Source organism: Streptomyces sp. NPDC053432, from assembly GCF_055585365.1.
Map to the genome: position 1 here is coordinate 25411 of NZ_JBVJKF010000021.1, position 24360 is coordinate 49770.

At 70.7% G+C, this 24360-nt stretch carries 20 protein-coding genes; 16 read left to right on the plus strand and 4 right to left on the minus strand.

Annotation, left to right across the window (positions count from 1 at the left end):
• Positions 1-57: 57 nt before the first annotated feature.
• The 6 genes from ruvB (at position 58) to ACZ6Y1_RS28730 (ending at position 7981) form a co-directional block, all read left to right on the plus strand.
• Positions 58-1131, plus strand: a complete 1074-nt coding sequence (ruvB, locus tag ACZ6Y1_RS28705; protein WP_469636061.1) for a Holliday junction branch migration DNA helicase RuvB — start codon at positions 58-60, stop codon at positions 1129-1131.
• Between the two features lie 165 nt (positions 1132-1296).
• Positions 1297-1746, plus strand: coding sequence for a preprotein translocase subunit YajC (yajC, locus tag ACZ6Y1_RS28710; protein ID WP_469636064.1), 450 nt, complete (start codon positions 1297-1299; stop codon positions 1744-1746).
• A 156-nt stretch (positions 1747-1902) separates the two neighbouring features.
• Positions 1903-3687: a protein translocase subunit SecD gene (gene secD, locus ACZ6Y1_RS28715; RefSeq protein WP_469636067.1), complete on the plus strand. Its 1785-nt coding sequence runs from the start codon at positions 1903-1905 to the stop codon at positions 3685-3687.
• A 1-nt stretch (position 3688) separates the two neighbouring features.
• Positions 3689-4744: a protein translocase subunit SecF gene (gene secF, locus ACZ6Y1_RS28720; RefSeq protein ID WP_469636070.1), complete on the plus strand. Its 1056-nt coding sequence runs from the start codon at positions 3689-3691 to the stop codon at positions 4742-4744.
• Complete coding sequence (locus ACZ6Y1_RS28725; protein ID WP_469636073.1) at positions 4741-5295, plus strand: adenine phosphoribosyltransferase; 555 nt, start codon at positions 4741-4743, stop codon at positions 5293-5295. Before secF ends, ACZ6Y1_RS28725 begins: the two co-directional genes overlap by 4 nt.
• A gap of 253 nt (positions 5296-5548) precedes the next feature.
• Positions 5549-7981 (plus strand): RelA/SpoT family protein, encoded by a 2433-nt coding sequence (locus ACZ6Y1_RS28730; RefSeq protein ID WP_469636076.1) that lies wholly within the window; start codon positions 5549-5551, stop codon positions 7979-7981.
• Between the two features lie 91 nt (positions 7982-8072).
• Here the strand turns inward: ACZ6Y1_RS28730 and ACZ6Y1_RS28735 are convergent, their stop codons facing one another.
• Complete coding sequence (locus tag ACZ6Y1_RS28735) at positions 8073-9302, minus strand: DUF349 domain-containing protein (protein ID WP_469636079.1); 1230 nt, start codon at positions 9300-9302, stop codon at positions 8073-8075.
• 183 nt (positions 9303-9485) lie between these two features.
• Entirely contained in the window at positions 9486-10268 is a 783-nt protein-coding gene (locus ACZ6Y1_RS28740; protein WP_469636082.1) for a peptidylprolyl isomerase, read from the minus strand.
• Between the two features lie 154 nt (positions 10269-10422).
• Here ACZ6Y1_RS28740 and ACZ6Y1_RS28745 point away from each other — a divergent pair, with 154 nt between their 5' ends.
• The 4 genes from ACZ6Y1_RS28745 to ACZ6Y1_RS28760 all read left to right on the plus strand — a co-directional run bounded on the left by ACZ6Y1_RS28745 (position 10423) and on the right by ACZ6Y1_RS28760 (position 14573).
• Positions 10423-11136 carry an MBL fold metallo-hydrolase gene (locus ACZ6Y1_RS28745; RefSeq protein ID WP_469636085.1) on the plus strand — a complete coding sequence of 238 codons (714 nt, stop codon included), beginning with the start codon at positions 10423-10425 and terminating at the stop codon, positions 11134-11136.
• A gap of 10 nt (positions 11137-11146) precedes the next feature.
• Positions 11147-12409 carry a histidine--tRNA ligase gene (hisS, locus tag ACZ6Y1_RS28750; RefSeq protein ID WP_469636088.1) on the plus strand — a complete coding sequence of 421 codons (1263 nt, stop codon included), beginning with the start codon at positions 11147-11149 and terminating at the stop codon, positions 12407-12409.
• Positions 12410-12564: 155 nt separating this feature from the next.
• Complete coding sequence (locus ACZ6Y1_RS28755) at positions 12565-13182, plus strand: vitamin K epoxide reductase family protein (protein WP_469636091.1); 618 nt, start codon at positions 12565-12567, stop codon at positions 13180-13182.
• A 41-nt stretch (positions 13183-13223) separates the two neighbouring features.
• Positions 13224-14573, plus strand: coding sequence for a replication-associated recombination protein A (locus ACZ6Y1_RS28760; protein ID WP_469636094.1), 1350 nt, complete (start codon positions 13224-13226; stop codon positions 14571-14573).
• Positions 14574-14761: 188 nt separating this feature from the next.
• Here ACZ6Y1_RS28760 and ACZ6Y1_RS28765 read toward each other — a convergent pair whose 3' ends face one another.
• The gene (locus tag ACZ6Y1_RS28765) at positions 14762-15670 is read right to left on the minus strand and encodes a DUF2470 domain-containing protein (RefSeq protein ID WP_469636097.1); all 909 of its coding nucleotides are present in this window, start codon (positions 15668-15670) and stop codon (positions 14762-14764) included.
• Between the two features lie 55 nt (positions 15671-15725).
• Here ACZ6Y1_RS28765 and rpsD point away from each other — a divergent pair, with 55 nt between their 5' ends.
• Positions 15726-16337 (plus strand): 30S ribosomal protein S4, encoded by a 612-nt coding sequence (gene rpsD / locus ACZ6Y1_RS28770; protein ID WP_150520470.1) that lies wholly within the window; start codon positions 15726-15728, stop codon positions 16335-16337.
• Between the two features lie 20 nt (positions 16338-16357).
• Here rpsD and ACZ6Y1_RS28775 read toward each other — a convergent pair whose 3' ends face one another.
• Entirely contained in the window at positions 16358-18508 is a 2151-nt protein-coding gene (locus ACZ6Y1_RS28775; protein ID WP_469636102.1) for an ATP-binding protein, read from the minus strand.
• Between the two features lie 148 nt (positions 18509-18656).
• Between ACZ6Y1_RS28775 and ACZ6Y1_RS28780 the strand changes: the two genes are divergently transcribed.
• From ACZ6Y1_RS28780 to mltG, 5 genes are all read left to right on the plus strand, one after another.
• A complete protein-coding gene (locus tag ACZ6Y1_RS28780) occupies positions 18657-19088 on the plus strand; it encodes a DUF948 domain-containing protein (RefSeq protein WP_469636106.1) in 432 nt (143 codons plus the stop codon).
• Between the two features lie 8 nt (positions 19089-19096).
• Positions 19097-19438, plus strand: coding sequence for a DUF6167 family protein (locus ACZ6Y1_RS28785; protein WP_469636108.1), 342 nt, complete (start codon positions 19097-19099; stop codon positions 19436-19438).
• On the plus strand, positions 19438-22107 hold the full coding sequence (gene alaS, locus ACZ6Y1_RS28790; RefSeq protein WP_469636111.1) for an alanine--tRNA ligase: 2670 nt from the start codon (positions 19438-19440) through the stop codon (positions 22105-22107). Before ACZ6Y1_RS28785 ends, alaS begins: the two co-directional genes overlap by 1 nt.
• Positions 22108-22109: 2 nt before the next feature.
• A complete protein-coding gene (gene ruvX / locus ACZ6Y1_RS28795) occupies positions 22110-22580 on the plus strand; it encodes a Holliday junction resolvase RuvX (RefSeq protein ID WP_150256582.1) in 471 nt (156 codons plus the stop codon).
• Between the two features lie 78 nt (positions 22581-22658).
• Positions 22659-24356, plus strand: a complete 1698-nt coding sequence (gene mltG / locus ACZ6Y1_RS28800) for an endolytic transglycosylase MltG (protein WP_469636115.1) — start codon at positions 22659-22661, stop codon at positions 24354-24356.
• Positions 24357-24360: the final 4 nt, after the last annotated feature.

The window sequence follows — 24360 nt, forward strand, 5'->3', positions numbered from 1 at the left end:
GCGCAGCCACAGCCCCCGCACCGACCACCGCACAGACGCAGAAGGCAGACTGACACCGTGAACTGGGACGACGACAGCACCACCGCCGAGCCGGACCGGCTGGTCGCGCCCGCGGCGGACGGCGAGGACACCGCGGTCGAGGCGGCACTGCGGCCCAAGGACCTCGGGGAGTTCGTCGGGCAGGAGAAGGTCCGCCAGCAGCTGGACCTCGTCCTCAAGGCGGCCCGGCAGCGCGGAGCCACCGCCGACCACGTCCTGCTGTCCGGCGCGCCCGGCCTCGGCAAGACCACGCTTTCGATGATCATCGCGGCCGAGATGGGCGCGCCCATCAGGATCACCTCCGGCCCCGCCATCCAGCACGCCGGCGACCTCGCCGCCATCCTCTCCTCCCTCCAGGAGGGCGAGGTCCTCTTCCTCGACGAGATCCACCGCATGTCCCGGCCCGCCGAGGAGATGCTGTACATGGCCATGGAGGACTTCCGCGTCGACGTGATCGTGGGCAAGGGGCCGGGCGCCACCGCCATCCCCCTGGAGCTGCCGCCGTTCACGCTGGTCGGGGCGACCACGCGGGCCGGTCTGCTGCCGCCGCCGCTGCGCGACCGGTTCGGGTTCACCGGGCACATGGAGTTCTACGCCCCGGAGGAGCTGGAACGCGTCATCCACCGCTCCGCCGGCCTCCTCGACGTGGAGATCGACCCCGCCGGCGCCGCCGAGATCGCCGGCCGCTCCCGCGGTACCCCCCGTATCGCCAACCGCCTGCTGCGCCGCGTCCGCGACTACGCCCAGGTGCGGGCCGACGGAGTGATCACCCGTGAGGTGGCCGGAACCGCCCTCCAGGTGTACGAGGTGGACGGACGTGGGCTGGACCGCCTCGACCGGGCCGTACTGGAGGCGCTCCTCAAGCTGTTCGGCGGCGGACCCGTCGGGCTGTCCACCCTCGCCGTGGCCGTCGGTGAGGAGCGGGAGACCGTGGAGGAGGTGGCCGAGCCCTTCCTCGTACGCGAAGGACTGCTCGCGCGCACCCCCCGGGGGCGGGTCGCGACCCCCGCCGCATGGGCTCACCTGGGGCTTGTCCCGCCGCAGCACGGCGGGAGCGGATCAAGTGGACAACAGGGCCTGTTCGGGGCCTGACGGCGCGGAGGTTCGCCCCCCGAGGAACTGCGGTGCCATGCTGGGCGTTGTTCCATCGGTGCGGACTCGCCTAGACTCCGCCGATGCCGACCCTTCGGGTCGGTGTGCCCACCCCCGTAGAAAAGGCCGCCGTCCGCGTGCGGTCGTGCGAAGGAACTCCGTCCCGTGAATCTCGTGACACTCCTCCCGTTCATCGTGCTCATCGGGGCGATGATCCTGATGACCCGCTCCGCCAAGAAGAAGCAGGCCCAGGCCGCGCAGATGCGCGACCAGATGACGCCCGGTACCGGCGTCCGCACCATCGGCGGCATGTACGCCACGGTGAAGGAGATCGGCGACGACACCGTCACCCTCGAGGTGGCGCCCGGCGTCCACGCGATCTACGCGAAGAACGCCATCGGTGCCGTCCTGGAGGACGCGGAGTACAACCGCATCGTCCACGGCATCGGCGACGGCCTCTCGACGGACTCGCCGGTCGTCCCGGACGACGCTTCTTCCCTCACCGAGGCTCCCGCCGAGGACGAGGCGCCCAAGCTCGACCTGGGCAAGAAGGACGAGCCCAAGAAGGACGAGCCCAAGGACGGCAAGGCCGACGGCGAGGCCGACGCGAAGTAGCGCGCGGCCGGGGACCGCGAAGGCGCCTGATCGGCGGCCGTCGCGGTCCTGGTCAGTGACCCACTTCTGCGGGGGGCAGGGGTCCCCACCACACATTTTCGTGGCCGTCCGCGCGCTGACCCGGCGCGGGACGGTTGGACAGGGAGAAACGACAAGGTGGCAGCACCGAAGAAGGGCCGGCGGCCCACGGGGGCTCAGGGGAGGCCGGGGCGCGCCCTGGCGATCATCCTGATCGCGATGGTGGCGCTCACCGCGGGGATGTTCCTCTCCAAGCAGACGACTCCCCGGCTCGGCATCGACCTCGCCGGCGGCACGAGCATCACGCTCAAGGCCAAGAGCGAGCCCGGCAAGCCGGACGCGATCAACGAGACCAACATGAACACGGCGGTCGGCATCATCGAGCGCCGTGTCAACGGTCTCGGCGTCTCGGAGGCCGAGGTCCAGACGCAGGGCCGTGACCACATCATCGTGAACATCCCGAAGGGGATGAACGAGAAGCAGGCCCGCGAGCAGGTCGGTACGACCGCCCAGCTGTACTTCCGCCCGGTCCTCGCCTTCGCGGACGGCGCTCCCGCCGCTCCCGAGGGCACGCAGAGCCCGAGCCCGTCCGCGAGCGGTTCCGGCGCTCCCAAGGCCGAGGGCAGCAAGTCCCCGTCGGCCACCCCGTCGTCCAGCGCCACTTCCCAGGGCCGCGCGGTCAGCGAGGCCCTCAAGGCCCCGTCCGCCACCCCCTCGCCCTCGGCGAGCGAGTCGAAGAAGGCAGACGACAGCAAGGCCACCCCGTCCGCGACGCCGCCGGCGACCCCGGCCCCCACCCCTTCGGGTGACGCGGCCGTCGCCGGCCTCCAGGCGAAGTTCGCGGCGCTCGACTGCACCGACGAGAAGCAGCGCGCGGCCATCAAGGGCGCCAAGCCCGAGGAGCCCACGCTCGCCTGCGGCAAGCGCGGCAACGCCTGGGGCAAGTGGGTCCTCGGTCCCGCCGCCGTCGAGGGCAAGGACGTCAAGAGCGCCAAGGGAGTCATCGACCAGCAGGCCGGCGCCTGGATCGTCACGATGAACTTCAACGACAAGGGCGCCGACGCCTTCGCCAAGGTGACCGGCGAGCTGGCGGCCAAGCAGTCCCCGCAGAACCAGTTCGCGATCGTGCTCGACGGCGACGTCGTCTCCGACCCGTCCGTCAGCGGCGCGATCCTGGGCGGCAACGCCCAGATCTCCGGTGGCTTCAACCAGCAGTCCGCCCAGGACCTGGGCAACATGCTCTCCTACGGCGCCCTGCCGCTCTCCTTCAGCGAGGACAGCGTCACCACCGTCACCGCCGCCCTCGGCGGCGAGCAGCTGAAGGCCGGTCTGATCGCCGGCGCCATCGGCCTGCTCCTCGTGGTGATCTACCTGGTGGTCTACTACCGGGGCCTGGCGCTCGTCGCGATCGTCAGCCTCATGGTCTCCGCGATCCTCACCTACACGATCATGGCGCTGCTCGGCAAGGGCATCGGCTTCGCGCTGAACCTGCCCGCCGTCTGCGGTGCGATCGTGGCGATCGGCATCACGGCGGACTCGTTCATCGTGTACTTCGAACGCATCCGGGACGAGATCCGCGAGGGCCGCACCCTGCGTCCGGCCGTCGAGCGTGCCTGGCCGCGCGCCCGCCGCACCATCCTGGTCTCCGACTTCGTGTCGTTCCTGGCGGCCGCGGTGCTGTTCATCGTCACCGTCGGCAAGGTGCAGGGCTTCGCCTTCACCCTGGGTCTGACCACCCTGCTCGACGTGGTCGTGGTGTTCCTCTTCACCAAGCCGATCATGACGCTGCTGGCCCGCACGAAGTTCTTCGCCAGCGGTCACCCGTGGTCCGGCCTCGACCCGAAGCGGCTCGGCGCCAAGCCCCCGCTGCGCCGGTCCCGCCGTGGCTCCGCACCCGTCCCCGTCGACGCAAAGGAGGCGTGAGATGTCGAAGCTGGGAGATCTCGGCGCCAAGCTGTACCGCGGTGAGGTCGGCTACGACTTCGTCGGCAAGCGCTTTCTCTGGTACGGCGTTTCCATCCTGATCACCATCACGGCGATCGTGGCCCTGGCCGTTCAGGGCCTCAACATGGGCATCGAGTTCAAGGGCGGTGCCGTCTTCACCACCCCGAAGACGGCCGTCTCCGTCGCCAAGGCGACCGAGGCCGCGGAGAAGGCCTCGGGCCACGACGCGATCGTCCAGGAGCTCGGCACCGGCGGCCTGCGCATCCAGATCTCGGGTCTGGACACCAACGCCGCGGCCGACGTGAAGAAGGAGCTCGCCACCGACCTCAAGGTCACCGAGGCGGACATCAACGCGGACCTGGTCGGTCCCAGCTGGGGCGAGCAGATCGCGAACAAGGCCTGGACGGGCCTCGCGATCTTCATGGTCCTGGTGGTGATCTACCTGGCCATCGCCTTCGAGTGGCGGATGGCCGTCGCGGCGCTGGTCGCGCTGATCCACGACCTCACCATCACCGTCGGCGTGTACGCGCTCGTCGGCTTCGAGGTCACGCCGGGCACCGTCATCGGTCTGCTCACGATCCTCGGTTACTCCCTCTACGACACCGTCGTCGTCTTCGACGGTCTCAAGGAGGGCTCGAAGGACATCACCAAGCAGACCCGCTACACCTACAGCGAGATCGCCAACCGCAGCATCAACGGCACCCTGGTCCGCTCGATCAACACCACGGTGGTCGCGCTGCTCCCCGTCGCCGCGCTGCTCTTCATCGGCGGCGGCTTCCTCGGCGCCGGCATGCTGAACGACATCTCGCTGTCGCTGTTCGTCGGCCTCGCGGCCGGTGCCTACTCGTCGATCTTCATCGCGACCCCGCTGGTCGTGGACCTGAAGGAGCGCGAGCCGGCGATGAAGGCCCTGAAGAAGCGGGTGCTCGCGAAGCGGGCGTCCGCGGCGGCCAAGGGCGAGTCCGCGGAGGAGGGCACCGACTCCGGCGACGAGCCGCAGGTCGTGGCCCAGGGCCGGTCGGGGCGGCGCCGGTGACGGCGAACGTGTCCGAGGCCGTGCGGGAGCTGCTCCTCAGCCGCATCAAGGACGTGCCGGACTACCCGAAGCCGGGCGTGATGTTCAAGGACATCACCCCGCTGCTGGCGGACCCGGAGGCGTTCGCCGCGCTGACGGACGTGCTGGTGGAGCTGGCCGCGGGGTGCGGGGCGACGAAGATCGTCGGCCTGGAGGCGCGGGGGTTCATCCTCGCCGCCCCGGTGGCGGTCCAGGCCGGGATCGGCTTCGTGCCGGTGCGCAAGGCCGGCAAGCTGCCGGGGGCGACGCTGGCCCAGTCGTACGACCTGGAGTACGGGACCGCGGAGATCGAGGTCCACGCGGAGGACCTGGCGGCGGGTGACCGGGTCATGGTCATCGACGACGTCCTGGCCACCGGTGGCACCGCCGAGGCCTCGCTGTCCTTGATCCGGCGGGCCGGGGCCGAGGTCGCCGGCGTGGCGGTCCTGATGGAGCTGTCGTTCCTCCCGGGACGGGCCAAGCTGGCCGATTCCCTGGCGGGGGCTCCGCTGGACGCGCTGATCGTGGTCTGACCGATCGTGGTCCGACCCCTGCTCGCGGAGCGGCGGGTGTCCGGGACGTCCCGGGTGCCCGCCGCTTTCACGTGCGGCGCCGCCGCGGGGGCTCCGCCTGCGGACCCCCGCTCCTCGATCGCCGGAGGGGCTGGTGCCGGCGGACTCGCGGTGGGGTGTTCGAGGCGTGGTCTCGGGGAACGGGCGAGCGGAACCCTCGCTACGATGGGTTGTCCGGACCGCACACGGGCACCGGATCCCGCTAGGAGCGCTCTTGCCAGACGAGGTCCAGCCACTTTCCGCCGCGCAGCCCGACCCGCAGGCCGAGCAGGCCCCGGCGGCCTCCGCCACGCCCCCGCCGGCCCCGCCGGTCCCGCCGGTCAAGCCCGCGCCGGCGAAGTCGGCCGGGTCCTCCAACCGGGTGCGCGCCCGCCTGGCCCGGCTGGGCGTGCAGCGTTCGAACGCGTACAACCCGGTGCTGGAGCCCCTGCTCCGCATAGTCCGCAGCAACGACCCGAAGATCGAGACGTCGACGCTGCGCCAGCTCGAACAGGCCTACCAGGTCGCCGAGCGCTGGCACCGCGGTCAGAAGCGCAAGAGCGGCGATCCGTACATCACCCACCCGCTCGCGGTGACCACCATCCTCGCCGAGCTCGGCATGGACCCCGCCACCCTGATGGCGGGTCTGCTGCACGACACCGTCGAGGACACCGAGTACGGGCTGGAGGACCTGCGCCGGGACTTCGGCGACGCCGTGGCGCTGCTCGTCGACGGCGTCACCAAGCTCGACCGGGTGAAGTTCGGCGAGGCCGCGCAGGCCGAGACCGTCCGCAAGATGGTCGTGGCCATGGCCAAGGACCCGCGCGTCCTGGTCATCAAGCTCGCCGACCGGCTCCACAACATGCGCACCATGCGCTACCTCAAGCGGGAGAAGCAGGAGAAGAAGGCCCGCGAGACCCTCGAGATCTATGCCCCGCTGGCGCACCGCCTGGGCATGAACACGATCAAGTGGGAGCTGGAGGACCTCGCCTTCGCGATCCTCTACCCGAAGATGTACGACGAGATCGTCCGGCTCGTCGCCGAGCGGGCCCCCAAGCGCGACGAGTACCTCGCCCTCGTCACCGACGAGGTGATGGTCGACCTCAGAGCCGCCCGGATCAAGGCCACCGTCACCGGCAGGCCCAAGCACTACTACAGCGTCTACCAGAAGATGATCGTCCGCGGCCGTGACTTCGCGGAGATCTACGACCTGGTGGGCATCCGGGTGCTGGTGGACACCGTCCGGGACTGCTACGCCGCCCTCGGCACCGTGCACGCGCGATGGAATCCGGTCCCCGGCCGGTTCAAGGACTACATCGCGATGCCGAAGTTCAACATGTACCAGTCGCTCCACACGACGGTCATCGGACCCAACGGCAAGCCCGTCGAGCTGCAGATCCGCACCTTCGACATGCACCGCCGCGCCGAGTACGGCATCGCCGCGCACTGGAAGTACAAGCAGCAGACCGTCGCCGGCACCTCGAAGGTGCGCACCGACGTGCCCCAGGCCGCCAAGGGCAGCGCAGGCCAGGACACCGTCAACGACATGGCGTGGCTGCGCCAGCTCCTCGACTGGCAGAAGGAGACCGAGGACCCGGGCGAGTTCCTCGACTCGCTGCGCTTCGACCTCTCCCGCAACGAGGTGTTCGTCTTCACCCCCAAGGGCGACGTCATAGCGCTGCCGGCGGGCGCCACCCCCGTGGACTTCGCGTACGCCGTCCACACCGAGGTCGGCCACCGGACCATAGGGGCCCGGGTCAACGGCCGCCTGGTCCCGCTGGAGTCCACCCTCGACAACGGTGACCTCGTCGAGGTCTTCACCTCCAAGGCGGAGGGCGCCGGACCGTCCCGCGACTGGCTGGGCTTCGTCAAATCCCCACGGGCCCGCAACAAGATCCGCGCCTGGTTCTCCAAGGAGCGCCGCGACGAGGCGATCGAGCACGGCAAGGACGCCATCGCGCGGGCCATGCGCAAGCAGAACCTGCCCATCCAGCGCATCCTCACCGGCGACTCGCTCGTCACCCTCGCGCACGAGATGCGCTACCCCGACATCTCCTCCCTGTACGCGGCCATCGGCGAAGGGCACGTGGCCGCGCAGGGCGTCGTCCAGAAACTGGTGGCGGCCCTCGGAGGCGAGGACGCCGCCAGCGAGGACATCGAGGAGTCGATCCCGCCGGCGCGCGCCCGCAGCAAGCGGCGCAGCAACGCCGACCCGGGTGTCGTGGTCAAGGGCGTCGACGACGTGTGGGTCAAGCTGGCCCGCTGCTGCACGCCGGTGCCGGGCGACCCGATCATCGGGTTCGTCACGCGCGGCAGTGGCGTATCGGTTCACCGGGCGGACTGCGTCAACGTGGACTCCCTCTCCCAGCAGCCCGAGCGGATGCTGGAGGTCGAGTGGGCGCCCACCCAGTCCTCGGTCTTCCTCGTCGCCATCCAGGTGGAGGCGCTGGACCGCTCCCGACTCCTGTCGGACGTCACCCGCGTCCTGTCGGACCAGCACGTCAACATCCTGTCGGCCGCGGTCCAGACCTCCCGCGACCGGGTGGCCACCTCGCGCTTCACCTTCGAGATGGGCGACCCCAAGCACCTGGGCCACGTCCTGAAGGCCGTTCGGGGTGTGGAGGGCGTGTACGACGTCTACCGCGTCACCTCGGCCCGGCGGCCGTAGGGGCGCAGCCGCAGAACGCGGGAGGGCCCCGGTACGCACGACGCGTACCGGGGCCCTCTTGCCGGCGGGGTTTCAGTCTGCCGGCGGGCTTTCAGCCGCCGAACTCCTCCAGGCCCTTCAGGGCCTGGTCCAGCAGGGCCTGACGGCCCTCCAGCTCACGTGCCAGCTTGTCGGCCTTCGCGTTGTTGCCCGCTGCGCGGGCCGCGTCGATCTGCGTGCGCAGCTTGTCGACCGCCGCCTGGAGCTGACCCGTCAGACCGGCCGCACGCGCCCGCGCCTCCGGGTTCGTACGGCGCCACTCGCCCTCCTCGGCCTCCTGGATCGCCCGCTCCACCGCGTGCATCCGGCCCTCGACCTTCGGCCGGGCGTCCCGCGGCACGTGGCCGATGGCCTCCCAGCGCTCGTTGAGGGAGCGGAACGCGGCACGGGCCGCCTTCAGGTCCGTCACCGGGACGAGCTTCTCGGCCTCCTCGGCCAGCTCCTCCTTCAGCTTCAGGTTCTCCGTCTGCTCGGCGTCACGCTCGGCGAAGACCTCGCTGCGGGCCGCGAAGAACACGTCCTGCGCACCGCGGAAACGGTTCCACAGGTCGTCCTCGGCCTCGCGCTGCGCCCGGCCCGCCGCCTTCCAGTCCGCCATCAGCTCGCGGTAGCGGGCGGCCGTCGGACCCCAGTCGGTCGACTTCGACAGCGACTCGGCCTCCGCGACCAGCCTCTCCTTCACCTTGCGCGCGTCCTCGCGCTGCGCGTCCAGCGAGGCGAAGTGCGCCTTGCGCCGCTTGGAGAAGGCCGACCGGGCGTGCGAGAAGCGGTGCCACAGCTCGTCGTCCGACTTGCGGTCCAGCCGGGGCAGGCCCTTCCAGATGTCCACCAGCGCGCGCAGCCGCTCGCCGGCGCTGCGCCACTGGTCGCTCTGGGCCAGCTGCTCGGCCTCGACGACCAGGGCTTCCTTGGCCGTACGGGCCTCGTCCGCCTGCTTGGCCTTCTGGGCCTTGCGCTCCTCGCGCCGCGACTCCACGGTGGCGACCAGCTTGTCCAGCCGTACGCGCAGGGCGTCGAGGTCGCCCACGGCGTGGTGCTCGTCGACCTGCGTCCGCAGGTGGTCGATCGCCGTCTGCGCGTCCTTGGCGGACAGATCAGTGGTCCGCACCCGCTTTTCGAGGAGGCCGATCTCGACCACCAGGCCCTCGTACTTGCGCTCGAAATAGGCCAGGGCCTCCTCAGGCGTGCCCGCCTGCCACGAGCCGACGACCTTCTCGCCGTCGGAAGTACGCACGTACACGGTGCCCGTCTCGTCGACTCGGCCCCACGGGTCGCTGCTCACAGCGCCTCCTCCACCTGATGCCCTTGAGGGGTCGCCCCCGGGCATCGTCCACAGTTTCCTGGGGCGGGCAGCGCCCGCCCTGCACAACGCCAACATAGGCGACCGCCGGGCCGGCTGTCCGCATCCCGCACGACGGAATATCGGCGTAACGGGGGAAGCCGGCCGGGCCGGTGCCGGGTTCCGTCAGTTCTGGGTGACGGTGCCCTTCTCGATCTTGACCTCGTTCTTCGGCGCCCCGTCCTGGCCGCCGTCGGCCGTACCGGCCTTGGCGATCTCCTCGAGGACCTTCATGCCCGCCGCGTCGATCTTGCCGAAGGGGGTGTACGACGGCGCGAGCGGGCTGTCCTTGTAGACCAGGAAGAACTGGCTGCCGCCCGAGCCGGGCCGGCCGGTGTTGGCCATGGCCACCGTGCCCGCCGGGTAGACGACCTGACCCTGGTCGTTCGGCTTGCCCAGCGAGTCCAGGTTCTCGTCCGGGATGTTGTAGCCGGGGCCGCCCATACCGGTGCCCTGCGGGTCACCGCACTGGAGGACGAAGATCCCGCCCGATGTCAGCCGGTGGCACTTCGTGTTGTCGAAGAAACCCTTGTCGGCGAGGTACTTGAAGGAATTCACCGTCTGCGGGGTCTTCGCCGCGTCCATCGAGAACCCGATGTCGCCCGCGCTCGTCCTGAGGGCGAAGGTGTACTTCGCCTTCTCGTCGATGGCCATGCCGGGGGACGGGGACTGCTTGGGCGTCGGCGTCGCGGACGGCGTCGCCGACGGCTCCGCCGCCTGGTCCTTCTTGCCGCTGTCGAAGACGCCGCCGACGATGAGGCCGACCAGCGTCGCGACGACCACGGCCACCGCCGCGCCGATCACCGCCATGCGCCGGCGGGCCTTCTGCCGGGCCTCGGCCCGGCGCTTCTGCTGGCGCTCGTACTTCTCCCTGGCGAGCTGTCGCCGCCGCTGATCGCTCGTGACCACCGGGTTCGTCTCCTTGTACGTCTCTGGTACCGCTGTCCGGGCCTGGATAGCCCGTACCGTATATGGGTTGGCTGTGTGATGAAGGGCGCCGGTAGGCTCTGATCAGCAGCATTCCGATCTGCAAGCTCCCGCCGGACGACGATTGAGGACGAACGTGCTGATTGCCGGGTTCCCCGCCGGGGCCTGGGGGACCAACTGTTACGTGGTCGCCCCCGCCGCCGGTGAGGAGTGCGTCATCATCGACCCGGGCCACCAGGCCACCCAGGGTGTCGAGGAGACGCTCAGGAAGCATCGGCTCAAGCCCGTCGCGGTCGTGCTGACCCATGGCCACATCGATCATGTGGCCTCGGTGGTCCCGGTGTGCGGAGCACACGACGTACCGGCCTGGATCCACCCCGAGGACCGCTACATGATGAGCGACCCGGAGAAGGCGCTGGGCCGCTCCATCGGGATGCCGCTCATGGGCGAGCTGACCGTGGGGGAGCCGGACGACGTCCGCGAGCTGACGGACGGCGCGGGCCTGAAGCTGGCCGGCATGGACTTCTCCGTGGCGCACGCGCCGGGGCATACCAGGGGGTCGGTGACCTTCCGGATGCCCGAGCTGGCGGACATCCCGCCGGTCTTCTTCTCGGGTGACCTGCTCTTCGCCGGCTCCATCGGACGCACCGACCTGCCCGGCGGCTCCCACGCCGAGATGCTCGAGTCGCTGGCCCGCGTGTGCCTGCCGCTCGACGACTCGACCGTGGTGCTGTCCGGCCACGGTCCCCAGACCACCATCGGCCGCGAGCGCGTGACCAACCCGTACCTGCGGGAGGTCGCCGCCGGCCTGGCAGCGGACCCGACAGCCGCTCCACGACGAGGAATGTGACGAGAGTTTCGTGAGCACCTTCAAGGCCCCCAAGGGCACGTACGACCTGATCCCGCCGTACTCGGCCAAGTACCTGGCGGTCCGCGAGGCCATCTCCGCCCCGCTGCGGAAGGCCGGCTACGGCTACGTCGAGACGCCCGGATTCGAGGACGTGAACCTCTTCGCCCGCGGTGTCGGTGAGTCCACCGACATCGTCACGAAGGAGATGTTCACCCTCACGACCAAGGGCGGCTCGCAGCTCGCCCTGCGTCCGGAGGGCACCGCCTCCGTCCTGCGCGCGGCGCTGGAGGCGAGCCTGCACAAGCAGGGCAACCTGCCGGCCAAGCTCTGGTACTCCGGCTCGTACTACCGCTACGAGCGCCCGCAGAAGGGCCGCTACCGCCACTTCTCGCAGGTCGGCGCCGAGGCCATCGGCGCCGAGGACCCGGCCCTCGACGCCGAACTGATCATCCTGGCCGACCAGGCCTACCGCGCACTCGGCCTGCGCAACTTCCGGATCCTGCTGAACTCGCTGGGCGACAAGGAGTGCCGCCCGGTGTACCGGGAGGCGCTCCAGACCTTCCTGCGCGGGCTCGACCTCGACGAGGAGACCGTCCGCCGGGCCGAGATCAACCCGCTGCGCGTCCTCGACGACAAGCGGGCCGACGTCCAGAAGCAGCTCGTGGGCGCGCCGATGCTCCGCGACTACCTGTGCGACGGCTGCAAGGCCTACCACGAGGAGGTCCGTGAGCTGATCACGGCCGCCGGTGTGGCCTTCGAGGACGACGAGAAGCTGGTGCGCGGCCTGGACTACTACACCCGCACCACCTTCGAGTTCGTCCACGACGGTCTGGGCTCCCAGTCCGCGGTCGGCGGCGGCGGCCGCTACGACGGCCTGTCCGAGATGATCGGCGGACCGGCCCTGCCGTCGGTCGGCTGGGCGCTCGGCGTCGACCGTACGGTCCTCGCCCTGGAGGCGGAGGGCGTGGAGCTCGACATCCCGGCGACGACGGACGTCTTCGCCGTGGCGATCGGCGCCGAGGCGCGGCGCCTGCTGTTCGGTGCGGTCACCGAGCTGCGCAAGGCCGGGGTGGCGGCGGACTTCTCGTACGGGGGCAAGGGCCTCAAGGGTGCGATGAAGGACGCCAACCGCTCGGGGGCGCGGTTCACGGTGGTCGCCGGTGAGCGCGACCTCGCCGAGGGCGTCGTCCAGCTCAAGGACATGGAGTCCGGCGAGCAGGCAGCCGTGCCCGTCGCCGAGCTCGTCGACACCGTCCTGGCCCGCCTGGCCTGACGTACACCGCCGGAAGGGCGGGTTCGGGGAAGTCCTCCCCGAACCCGCCCTTCCGCCGTTCCGCGCGGTCCTTATACCGGTCGAACGGTGGAGACCCCGCGCCGTACGGCACAATGACCCGTGCTTGTTGACCTTGCAGATGCGGAGCGGGCGGTATGACGGCACGAGGCACGGACGCGGACACCTCCCCGAGGACCACCGTCGGCGGCAGCCGGGCGCTCGCCCTGCTGCTGGTGATCACGGGAGCCATGGGGCTGCTCGCCGCCTGGGTGATCACGATCGACAAGTTCAAGCTGCTCGAGGACCCGAACTTCACCCCGGGCTGCAGCCTCAACCCGATCGTCTCCTGCGGCAACATCATGAAGAGCGAGCAGGCGGCCGTCTTCGGCTTCCCCAACCCGATGCTGGGACTGGTCTGCTACGGCATCGTGATCTGCGTCGGCATGAGCATCCTGGCCGGCGCCCGGTTCAGCCCCTGGTACTGGCTGACGCTGAACGCGGGCATGCTCTTCGGCGTCGTCTTCTGCGCCTGGCTGATGTACCAGTCGCTGTACAACATCAACTCGCTGTGCCTGTGGTGCTCCCTGGCCTGGGTCGCCACGATCTTCATGTTCTGGTACGTCACGGCACACAACGTGCGCGAGGGGATGCTGCCGGCCCCGGGCTGGCTGAAGTCCTTCCTCGACGAGTTCGCGTGGGTGCCGCCCGTGCTGCACGTCGGGATCATCGGGATGCTGATCCTGACCCGCTGGTGGGACTTCTGGACCTCGTGAGGCCCGGGAGGAGTGTCGGCGGCCTCGCTTAGGCTTCCTGTGTGGAACCAGACCTCTTCACCGCCGCAGCCGAAGACCGCCAGGAGAAGGACCCGTCCAGCTCCCCGCTCGCGGTCCGCATGCGCCCGCGCACCCTGGACGAGGTCGTCGGCCAGCAGCACCTCCTGAAGCCCGGCTCACCGCTGCGCCGACTGGTGGGGGAGGGCGCCGGGGGACCGGCCGGTGCCTCGTCGGTGATCCTCTGGGGGCCGCCCGGCATCGGCAAGACCACGCTCGCGTACGTGGTCAGCCAGGCCACGCAGAAGCGCTTCGTGGAACTGTCGGCCATCACCGCGGGCGTGAAGGAGGTCCGCGCCGTCATCGAGGGCGCGAAGCGCGCGGCCGGCGGCTACGGCAAGGAGACCGTCCTCTTCCTCGACGAGATCCACCGCTTCAGCAAGGCCCAGCAGGACTCGCTCCTGCCCGCGGTGGAGAACCGCTGGGTGACGCTGATCGCCGCGACGACGGAGAACCCGTACTTCTCGATCATCTCCCCGCTGCTGTCGCGGTCCCTGCTGCTCACCCTGGAACCGCTGACGGACGCGGACCTGAGCGGGCTGATGCGCCGGGCGCTGACGGAGGAGCGTGGCCTCGGCGGGGCGGTGACCCTGCCGGCGGACGCCGAGGCGCACCTGCTGCGGATCGCCGGCGGCGACGCGCGGCGGGCGCTGACCGCGCTGGAGGCCGGAGCCGGGTCCGCGATCGCCAAGGGCGAGGCCGAGATCTCCCTGCAGACGGTGGAGGAGGCCGTCGACCGGGCGGCGGTCCGCTACGACAAGGACGGCGACCAGCACTATGACGTGGCCAGCGCCCTGATCAAGTCGATCCGCGGCTCGGACGTGGACGCGGCGCTGCACTACCTCGCGCGGATGATCGAGGCCGGGGAGGACCCGCGGTTCATCGCGCGCCGCCTGATGATCTCGGCGAGCGAGGACATCGGCCTGGCGGACCCGACGGCCCTGCCGCTCGCGGTGGCGGCGGCCCAGGCGGTGGCGATGATCGGCTTCCCGGAGGCCGCCCTGACGCTGTCCCACGCCACCATCGCGCTGGCGCTGGCCCCGAAGTCGAACACCGCGACGACCGCGATCGGGGCGGCACTGGCCGACGTCCGGGCCGGGCTGGCGGGGTCCGTGCCGGCGCACCTGCGGGACGGGCACTACAAGGGCGCGGCGAAGCTGGGGCACGCGGTGGGGTACGTGTACCCGCACGACGTGCCGGGAGCGATCGCCGCGCAGCAGTACGCGCCGGACGAGGTCCACGGGAAGCGGTACTACGAGCCGACGCGGTACGGGGCCGAGGCCCGCTACGCGGACGTGGTGGAGAAGGTCCGGGAGCGGTTGCGCGGCGCGTGAGCCCGCGGCGCCGTCCCCTGGGTTCCGCCCCGGACCGCGCTCCGCGCGGCGCGTGAGCCCGCGGCGCCGTCCCCGGGGTTCCGCCCCGGACCGCGCTCCTCAAACGGCGGAGGGGCTTCATGTTCCGCCCGGGAGGGCGGGCAGTCCCGGTCCGGGCTCCCAACACGGGAGCCACCCCCGGCGAGGCCTCAGTGCGCGGCCGCGGAGAACAGCGTGTGCATCGCCCGGCGCAGGCCGCAGACGTCCGCCACGGGCTCAGGGAAGTCGAAGCGGGCGTCGAAGGAGCTGGCCGGGCCGCCCGTGAAGCGGACCCGCAGGCCCAGCCGGTCCAGGGCGAGCGGGACCGCCCTCATGCCCTCCGACTCCCGCGGGCCCAGCAGGCCGGACAGTCCGCCGAGCCGGTCACCGTGGGCGGCGTGCAGGTGCTGGAGGAGCTCCGCCTCGTGGCCCGCCAGGGGGTCCGGCAGGGCCGCGGCGAGGTCGTCGGGGTCCACGCGTTCGGCGCCCCACAGGTCGTCCACCGAGATCTCACCGACCTCCAGGCGGAGCAGCGTCCACGCCGGGCGGCCGGTGTGCGGGGCGTCCAGGGACTCCGCGAGGCCCAGCAGCTCGCCCACCGGCTGCCGCTCCGCGAGCAGCGCCGCGCAAGACCCGCGGTCGTCCCCGCGCACCGGGGTCAGCCACCCGGCCAGCCAGGCGCGGCCTCGGATACGATGTGGCACGGACACCGGCGCCACATCCGTGATCTCGATCACGGCGGTGAGGTCGTCGTCCTGGGCGTGAGCGGCTGCCCTGGCAGCCGCGGATTCCCCGGAAACAAGGAGAATCACGTCCCCGTCCGGGGTGACGGTCCGCGCGACCGGCATCCCTGTCCCGAACTCGTCGCTGCCGTGCGCGTCACGAGCACCGACGAGCGTGAGGGATACTGAGGCGTTGGACTCTACGAGGGTTCGTACGCGTTCGGCTCCGGTGAGCTGCCGAACGCCTTCCCTGGGACGCGGCTGACCTTGCCTATCGTCGGCGCAAGCGGATTCTGTTTCGTTGGAATCCGAACTGCGGCGCGCACTGGGCAGGGGGATCCCATGTGGTCGAGACATTACGTCCTCCTCGCTAAGGTAAGCCTCACCTAACTTACATGGAGGTAGGTTCCCCGTGAACCAGAAGCGACCCAAGGTCAAGAAGTCGCGTGCCCTCGGCATTGCGCTGACCCCGAAGGCCGTCAAGTACTTCGAGGCTCGTCCCTACCCGCCGGGCGAGCACGGCCGTGGCCGCAAGCAGAACTCGGACTACAAGGTCCGTCTGCTCGAGAAGCAGCGTCTGCGCGCTCAGTACGACATCTCTGAGCGTCAGATGGCCCGCGCGTACGACCGCGCCAAGAAGGCCGAGGGCAAGACGGGCGAGGCGCTGGTCGTCGAGCTCGAGCGTCGCCTCGACGCCCTGGTCCTGCGTTCGGGCATCGCCCGCACCATCTACCAGGCCCGCCAGATGGTCGTTCACGGCCACATCGAGGTCAACGGTGGCAAGGTCGACAAGCCGTCGTTCCGTGTCCGCCCGGACGACGTCGTGACCGTGCGCGAGCGCAGCCGCGAGAAGGTTCCGTTCCAGGTCGCCCGTGAGGGTGGCTACGCAGGCGAGGGCGAGACCCCCCGTTACCTGCAGGTCAACCTGAAGGCCCTGGCCTTCCGCCTGGACCGCGACCCGAACCGCAAGGAAATCCCGGTCATCTGCGACGAGCAGCTCGTCGTCGAGTACTACGCCCGCTGATCTTCCGGCAGGCGTAGCCCTCACAGGCTGGTGGAAACCCGCCGTCCCCTCCGGGGGACGGCGGGTTTTCCGCTTTCCCGCCCCGCGCCCGCCTCCCCCTCCAGCGCGCGCCCCACCAGCGCCTCGCGGCTGAGCTCGCGCCCTTCCGCCGCGTACGCCGCGTAGCGCTCGGCGCCCAGCGCCTCGCCGGCCCGCTCCTGGCACATCAGCCGCGGGGCGTTGAAGTACCCCGAGCCGAAGAGCCGCAGCCCCACCCCGTCCCACAGCGGCTCGGCCGCCCCCTGGAGCAGAGCCGCCTCGGCCGCGTCCCCCTCCGCCACGGTGACCAGGGCCAGCAGCTCCAGCGCCAGGACCAGCCCCACAAGGTCGTGGAAGGCGTGGTTGATCTCCACGCACTCGGTCAGCAGCCGCCGCGCCTCCCCGGTGGCTCCGGAGTCCAGGGCCGCGTACGCGAGTACGTACAGGGCGTACGCCTTCGTCCAGCGCTCCCCGCGCTCCTCGCAGATCTCCCGGACCTCCTCGCACAGGGACAGCGCGCCCGCGGGCTCGCCCTGGAAGGCCAGCGCCATGCCCAGTTCCACCTGGCACATCAGGACGTTGCTGTTCAGCTCGCCCGCGTCCCGGTAGCGCTCCAGCGCCGAACCCAGCAGCTCCCCGGCCCGCTCCATGTCGTCCGAGACCAGCGCCAGACAGCCGAGCCGGTGTACCGCGTAGGCGGCGGCCAGGGCGTTGCCGCCGCGCGCCGCCCCGTCCCGGCACTCGTACAGGGCGCTCGTGGCGGCCACCGCGTCCCCCTGGAGGGCGCAGACGTAGCCCAGCACCCACAGCGCCTTCAGCCGCGAGGGCTCGTAGCCCTCCGCCGGTCCGCGCCGGTCCTCCAGGCTCCGGTCCAGCCAGTGCCTGCCCTCGGTCAGCCGGCCGCAGCCCGCCCAGTAGAACCACAGGGTGCCCGCCAGGTACTGGCCGAGGTGCGCCTCCTCCGGCTCGTCCAGGCAGCACTCCAGGGCGAGCCGCAGATTCGGCAGCTCCGCCTCCACCAGGGCGGCGACCTCCTCCTGGCGGGGGCTGAACCAGTCCGTCTCGCACCACGTCGCCAGGCCCATGTACCAGTCCCGGTGCCGCCGCCGCAGCCGCCCGGTGTCACCCGTCGACTCCAGCCACCCCGCTCCGTACAGCCGTACGGTCTCCAGCATCCGGTAGCGGACCCCGGACGGGCCCTCCTCCCGGACCAGGAGGGACTGTGCCAGGAGCTCCCCGACCAGGTCGAGCACGCCGTCCACCGGCAGGTCGGGGCCCGCGCACACGTACTCGGCGGCATCGAGGTCGAACTGCCCGGCGAAGACCGAGAGCCGTGCCCACAGCAGCCGCTCCGCGGGCGTGCACAGCTCGTGGCTCCAGCCGATGGCGGTGCGCAGCGCCCGGTGCCGGGGGAGCACCCCGCGCGCGCCGCCGGTCAGCAGCGCGAAGCGGTCCTCCAGCCGGGCCAGCACCTGCGCGGGGGACAGCACCCGCAGCCGGGCGGCCGCCAGCTCCAGGGCGAGCGGGATCCCGTCGAGGCGGACGCACAGCTCGGCCAGCGCCGTCCGGTCCGCCCCCGTCACCCGGAACGCCGGGTCCGCCGCGGAGGCCCGCGCGGTGAGCAGGGCCAGCGACGCCTCCGCGTCGAGCGGGGCCAGGGGGAAGGCGTGCTCCCCGTCCAGGGCCAGCGGGCGCCGCCCGGCCGCGAGCACCCGCAGGCCGGGGGAGCGGCGCAGCAGTTCCCGCACCAACTCGGCCGTCTCGTCGACCAGCTGCTCGAAGCCGTCCAGGACCAGGAGCAGCCGCCGCCCGGCCAGGTACTCGGCCAGCACGGTCCGGGGCGGCCGGGTGGTGTGGTCGGTCAGGCCCAGCGCCTCGGAGAGGGCGATCTCCAGCAGCGCGGGATCCCGTACGGCGGCCAGCTCGGCCAGCCAGACCCCGTCGCAGTAGCGTTCCCGCGGCGCTCCGCCGTCCGGCCCGGCGACGGCCCGGGCCGCGGCCACCACCAGCCGCGATTTGCCCACCCCGCCGACCCCGGTCACGGTCACGAGCCGGGAGGAGTCCAGAAGCCGCCCCAGTGCGTCGAGTTCGGCACCCCGGCCGACCAAGCCGCCCAGCTCCGAGGGAAGATTGCCCCGCGTCTCCTGTCGCATGGGACACGGAGGGTACTGGCCCGGATGCGCTGCGTACAAGATGATCACGCCGGTCCCCGAATTCCGGTACTGCCGGGGATCGCGGGCGCGATAGGGTCGTAGGGCGAATCTTTTTGCAGTTCAAGTCCAGACGAGAGTGCGGTGTGACGTGTCCGGTGGAGAGGTGGCCGGGATCCTCGTGGCCGTCTTCTGGGCGATCCTGGTCTCCTTCCTCGCCGTGGTGCTGGTGAGGCTGGCCCAGGTGCTCAAGGCGGCCACCAAGCTGGTGGCCGAGGTCACCGACCAGGCCGTGCCGCTGCTGGCGGACGCCTCCACCACCGTCCGCTCCGCGCGCACCCAGCTCGACCGGGTGGACGCCATCGCGAGCGACGTCCAGGAGGTCACCTCCAACGCCTCCGCACTGTCCTCCACCGTGGCCACCGCCTTCGGCGGGCCGCTGGTCAAGGTCGCGGCCTTCGGCTACGGCGTCCGCAAGGCGCTGGGCAGGACCCCGCAGGACGCGCCGCAGAAGACGTCCCGACGTAACGTGATCGTCGGCCGTACCGTGCCGGCGCCGCGCCGCCGGAAGCAGAAGGGCTGAGACCTCCGATGTTCCGCCGAGCCTTCTGGTTCACCGCCGGCGCGGCCGCCGGCGTGTGGGCCACCACCAAGGTCAACCGCAAGCTGAAGAAGCTGACGCCGGAGAGCCTCGCCGCACAGGCCGCCGACAAGGCCCTTGAGGCGGGACACCGCCTCAAGGACTTCGCCCTCGACGTCAAAGCGGGAATGTCGCAGCGCGAGGACGAGCTGAACGACGCACTGGGGCTGCACCAGGACCCCGACCGGCCCGACAACGTCACCGCCCTCCCCGGGCCGCGGCGGCTGCGGGCCATCCAGAACGACAAGACCACCCCCCTGAAGTTTTCGTACAACCGGAATGAGGACCACTGATGGAGTCGGCTGAAATCCGCCGCCGCTGGCTGAGCTTCTTCGAGGAGCGCGGTCACGCCGTTGTCCCTTCGGCGTCGCTCATCGCGGACGACCCGACTCTGCTGCTGGTCAACGCGGGCATGGTCCCGTTCAAGCCGTACTTCCTCGGCGAGACCAAGCCCCCGGCCCCCCGCGCCACCAGCGTGCAGAAGTGCGTCCGCACGCCGGACATCGAAGAGGTCGGCAAGACCACCCGCCACGGCACGTTCTTCCAGATGTGCGGCAACTTCTCCTTCGGCGACTACTTCAAGGAAGGCGCCATCAAGTACGCCTGGGAGCTGCTCACCAGCTCCGTGGCGGACGGCGGCTACGGCCTGGAGCCCGAGAAGCTCTGGATCACCGTCTACCTCGACGACGACGAGGCCGAGACGATCTGGCGCGACGTGATCGGCGTGCCCGCCGAGCGCATCCAGCGCCTGGGCAAGAAGGACAACTTCTGGTCCATGGGCGTCCCGGGTCCCTGCGGCCCGTGCTCCGAGATCAACTACGACCGCGGTCCGGAGTTCGGCGTCGAGGGCGGCCCCGCCGTCAACGACGAGCGCTACGTGGAGATCTGGAACCTGGTCTTCATGCAGTACGAGCGCGGCGCCGGCGAGGGCAAGGAAGACTTCCCGATCCTCGGCGACCTGCCGTCGAAGAACATCGACACCGGTCTCGGTCTCGAGCGTCTCGCCATGATCCTGCAGGGCGTGCAGAACATGTACGAGACCGACACGCTGCGCGTGGTCATGGACAAGGCCACCGAGCTGACCGGCGTGCGGTACGGCGCCGCGAAGGACACCGACGTTTCCATGCGCGTCGTCGCCGACCACATGCGCACCTCCGTCATGCTCATCGGCGACGGCGTCACCCCCGGCAACGAGGGCCGCGGCTACGTGCTGCGCCGCATCATGCGCCGCGCCATCCGCAACATGCGCCTCATGGGCGCCACCGGCGCCGTCGTGCAGGACCTCGTGGACGTCGTGATCAACACGATGGGCCAGCAGTACCCGGAGCTCGTCACCGACCGCAAGCGCATCGAGACCGTCGCGCTCGCGGAGGAGGCCGCCTTCCTCAAGGCCCTCAAGGGCGGCACGAACATCCTCGACACCGCCGTCACCGAGACCAAGGCCGTCGGCGGCAAGGTCCTCTCCGGCGAGAAGGCGTTCCTGCTCCACGACACCTGGGGCTTCCCGATCGACCTCACCCTGGAGATGGCCGCCGAGCAGGGCCTGTCCGTGGACGAGTCCGGCTTCCGCCGCCTGATGCAGGAGCAGCGCGACCGGGCCAAGGCCGACGCCAAGGCCAAGAAGACCGGCCACGCCGACGTCTCCTCGTACCGCGAGATCGCCGACACAGCGGGCGCCACCGAGTTCACCGGCTACGCCACCAACCAGGGCGAGTCCACCATCGTCGGCCTCCTGGTCAACGGCGTCTCCGCGCCCGCCGCCTCCGAGGGCGACGAGGTCGAGGTCGTCCTCGACCGCACCCCCTTCTACGCCGAGGGCGGCGGCCAGCTCGCCGACCAGGGCCGCATCAAGCTCGACTCGGGCGCCGTCATCGTCGTCCGCGACGTGCAGCAGCCCGTCCCGGGCGTCTCCGTGCACAAGGGCTCCGTGCAGGTCGGCGAGGTGACGGTGGGCGCCTCCGCGTACGCCGCCATCGACGTCAACCGCCGCCGGGCCATCGCCCGCGCCCACTCGGCCACCCACCTGACCCACCAGGCGCTGCGCGACGCCCTCGGCCCGACGGCCGCCCAGGCCGGCTCCGAGAACTCGCCCGGCCGCTTCCGCTTCGACTTCGGTTCCCCGAACGCCGTTCCCGGCTCGGTCCTGACCGACGTGGAGCAGAAGATCAACGACGTGCTCGCCCGCGAGCTGGACGTCACCGCCGAGGTCATGAGCATCGACGAGGCGAAGAAGCAGGGCGCCATCGCCGAGTTCGGCGAGAAGTACGGCGAGCGGGTGCGCGTCGTCACCATCGGCGACTTCTCCAAGGAGCTGTGCGGCGGCACGCACGTCGGCAACACCAGCCAGCTCGGCCTGGTGAAGTTGCTCGGCGAGTCCTCCATCGGCTCCGGCGTGCGCCGTGTCGAGGCCCTCGTCGGCGTGGACGCCTACAACTTCCTCGCCAAGGAGCACACGGTCGTCGCCCAGCTCCAGGAGCTGGTCAAGGGCCGTCCGGAGGAGCTGCCGGAGAAGATCGCCACCATGCTCGGCAAGCTGAAGGACGCCGAGAAGGAGATCGAGAAGTTCCGCGCGGAGAAGGTCCTCCAGGCCGCCGCCGGTCTCGCCCAGAACGCCCAGGACATCCACGGCGTCGCCCTCGTCGTCGGCCAGGTGCCGGACGGCACGGGTGCCGACGACCTGCGCAAGCTGGTCCTCGACGTCCGCGGCCGCATCCCGGGCGACCGCCCGGCCGTCGTGGCCCTCTTCACCGTGGCGAACGACCGTCCGCTGACCGTGATCGCCACCAACGAGGCGGCCCGCGAGCGCGGCCTCAAGGCCGGTGACCTGGTGCGCACGGCGGCCAAGACCCTCGGTGGCGGCGGTGGCGGCAAGCCGGACGTCGCCCAGGGCGGCGGCCAGAACCCGGCCGCCGTGCCCGAGGCCATCGCCGCCGTCGAGCGCCTCGTCGTAGAGACGGCCTGACGATGACACTGCGCCGCGGCCGCCGGCTCGCCATCGACGTCGGGGACGCCCGGATCGGGGTCGCCTCGTGCGACCCCGACGGGGTGCTCGCCACACCGGTGGAAACCGTCCCGGGCCGGGACATCCCCTTCGCCCACCGGCGGCTGCGGCAGCTCGTCGAGGAGTACGAGCCCCTCGAAGTCGTGGTCGGCCTCCCCCGCTCGCTCAGCGGGCGGGAGGGGCCGGCCGCGGCCAAGGTGCGGGCCTTCGCGAACGAACTCGCGAAGGGCATCAAGCCGGTGACGGTCCGTCTGGTGGACGAGCGGATGACCACGGTCACCGCCGCCCAGGGGCTGCGGGCCTCGGGGAAGAACGCCAAGAAGGGCCGGTCGGTCATCGACCAGGCGGCCGCTGTGGTGATCCTTCAGAACGCTCTTGAGACCGAACGGGTATCAGGTAATCCGCCTGGTGAGTGCGTCGAAGTGGTTGTCTGATCGCGGTACGGTAACGTTCCGCGCGATGAGACGGCATTCGAACAGCCGTCGCTTTCGTCTCGCGGCTCTAGGGGACCGATGACTGAGTATGGACGGGGCCACGGCTCCGAACCGTGGCATCCCGCGGACCCCCTGTACGGGGACCAGGGATGGACCGGGCACCAGACCCAGCAGGGACAGGTGCCCTACGGCGGCGAGCAGCAGCAGTACGCCCAGGACCCGCAGTACCAGCAGCAGTACCCGCAGCAGCAGTACCCCCAGCAGCAGCAGGGCTATGCCCCGCAGTACCCCCAGCAGGCCCAGCAGCCGCAGCAGGTCCAGCACCCCCAGTACCCGCAGCAGGCGCACCAGCCGCAGCAGCCGGTGTACGACGCCCAGGGCTGGGACACCGGCCAGCAGCAGTACATCGCCACGGCCCCGGCCGACCCCTACGCCGGGGTGGACCCCTACGCCCAGCAGTCCGCCGCCGGTTACCCCGGCGAGAGCCCGGACCTCTACACGACGGCCGACGCCTACCCGCCGCCGCAGCCCCCGAACCAGCGCCACCTCGAACCTGAGCTCCCCGAGCAGCAGGACGAGGAGCCGGAGGACTCCTTCTTCGCCGGGGGCGGCGACGGCGAGGACGGGGACGACACCGGCGGCGGGCGCCGCGGCGGCCGTTCCAAGGGCGGCAAGGGCGGCAAGCCCAAGAAGCGCAGCGGCGCGGCCTGCCTCCTCGCCTCCCTCGTCATCGTCGGCGTGCTCGGCGGCGGCGGGTACTACGGCTACACCTTCATCAAGGACAGGTTCGGCGCCGCCGAGGACTTCGTGGGCGAAGGCACCAGCGAGATCGTCGACGTCGAGATCCCCAAGGGCGCGGGCCTCGGGCAGATGGGCCGCATCCTCAAGGAAGCCGGCGTGGTCGCCAGCGCCCAGGCCTTCGTCGACGCCGCGGGCGCCAACCCCAAGGGCAAGTCCATCCAGCCCGGCGTCTACCCGATGCAGAAGAAGATGTCGGGTGCGGCCGCCGTCGCGCTGATGATCGACCCCAGCAAGCTGAACGTCATCACCGTCACCGAGGGCATGCGCAACGCCAAGGTGTACGAGGCGATCGACAAGAAGCTGGGCAAACCCGAGGGCACCACCAAGGACATCGCCCTGCGCGAGGCCAAGAACCTCGGACTGCCGGCCTGGGCGGGCAACAACCCGAAGCTCATGGACCCGCTCGAGGGCTTCCTGTACCCGATGCGCTACGACCTGAGGAAGGACAGCACCCCCGAGTCCCTCCTCAAGGAAATGGTCAAGACCGCGAACGCCAAGTACTCGGAGCTGGGCATCGAGGCCAAGGCCAAGGAACTGGGCCTGGAGAACCCGCTCCAGGTGGTCACGGTCGCCAGCCTCGTCAACGCCGAGGGCAAGAACCACGACGACTTCCGCAAGATGTCCGAGGTCGTCTACAACCGCATGAAGAAGACCAACGACGTCACGAACCAGAAGATCGAGTTCGACTCGACGTACAACTACGCCAAGGGCCAGAGCGAGATCAACTTCAACCTCAAGGAAGCCCAGGCGTTCAACAACCCCTACAACACGCACTTCATCAAGGGACTGCCCGTCGGCCCGATCGGGAACCCGGGCATGGACGCGCTGACCGCTACGCTCAACCCGGACCATGGCGGCTGGATGTTCTTCGTGTCGGTCGACGGCAACACGACGACCTTCACCAAGACCTACGACGAGCACCTCAAGCTCGTCGCCGAGTTCCAGGAACGGCAGAAGCAGAAGAACGGCGGTTAGCAGG

Excerpts from the sequence above, each read along its gene's own strand:
- ACZ6Y1_RS28785 (WP_469636108.1), top strand. The coding sequence starts at position 19,097 with ATGTTCCGCCGAGCCTTCTGGTTCACCGCCGGCGCGGCCGCCGGCGTG.
- ruvX (WP_150256582.1), top strand. The coding sequence starts at position 22,110 with ATGACACTGCGCCGCGGCCGCCGGCTCGCCATCGACGTCGGGGACGCC.
- ACZ6Y1_RS28755 (WP_469636091.1), top strand. The coding sequence starts at position 12,565 with ATGACGGCACGAGGCACGGACGCGGACACCTCCCCGAGGACCACCGTC.
- mltG (WP_469636115.1), top strand. The coding sequence starts at position 22,659 with ATGACTGAGTATGGACGGGGCCACGGCTCCGAACCGTGGCATCCCGCG.
- ACZ6Y1_RS28765 (WP_469636097.1), bottom strand. The coding sequence starts at position 15,670 with ATGTCTCGACCACATGGGATCCCCCTGCCCAGTGCGCGCCGCAGTTCG.
- alaS (WP_469636111.1), top strand. The coding sequence starts at position 19,438 with ATGGAGTCGGCTGAAATCCGCCGCCGCTGGCTGAGCTTCTTCGAGGAG.
- ACZ6Y1_RS28775 (WP_469636102.1), bottom strand. The coding sequence starts at position 18,508 with ATGCGACAGGAGACGCGGGGCAATCTTCCCTCGGAGCTGGGCGGCTTG.
- secF (WP_469636070.1), top strand. The coding sequence starts at position 3,689 with ATGTCGAAGCTGGGAGATCTCGGCGCCAAGCTGTACCGCGGTGAGGTC.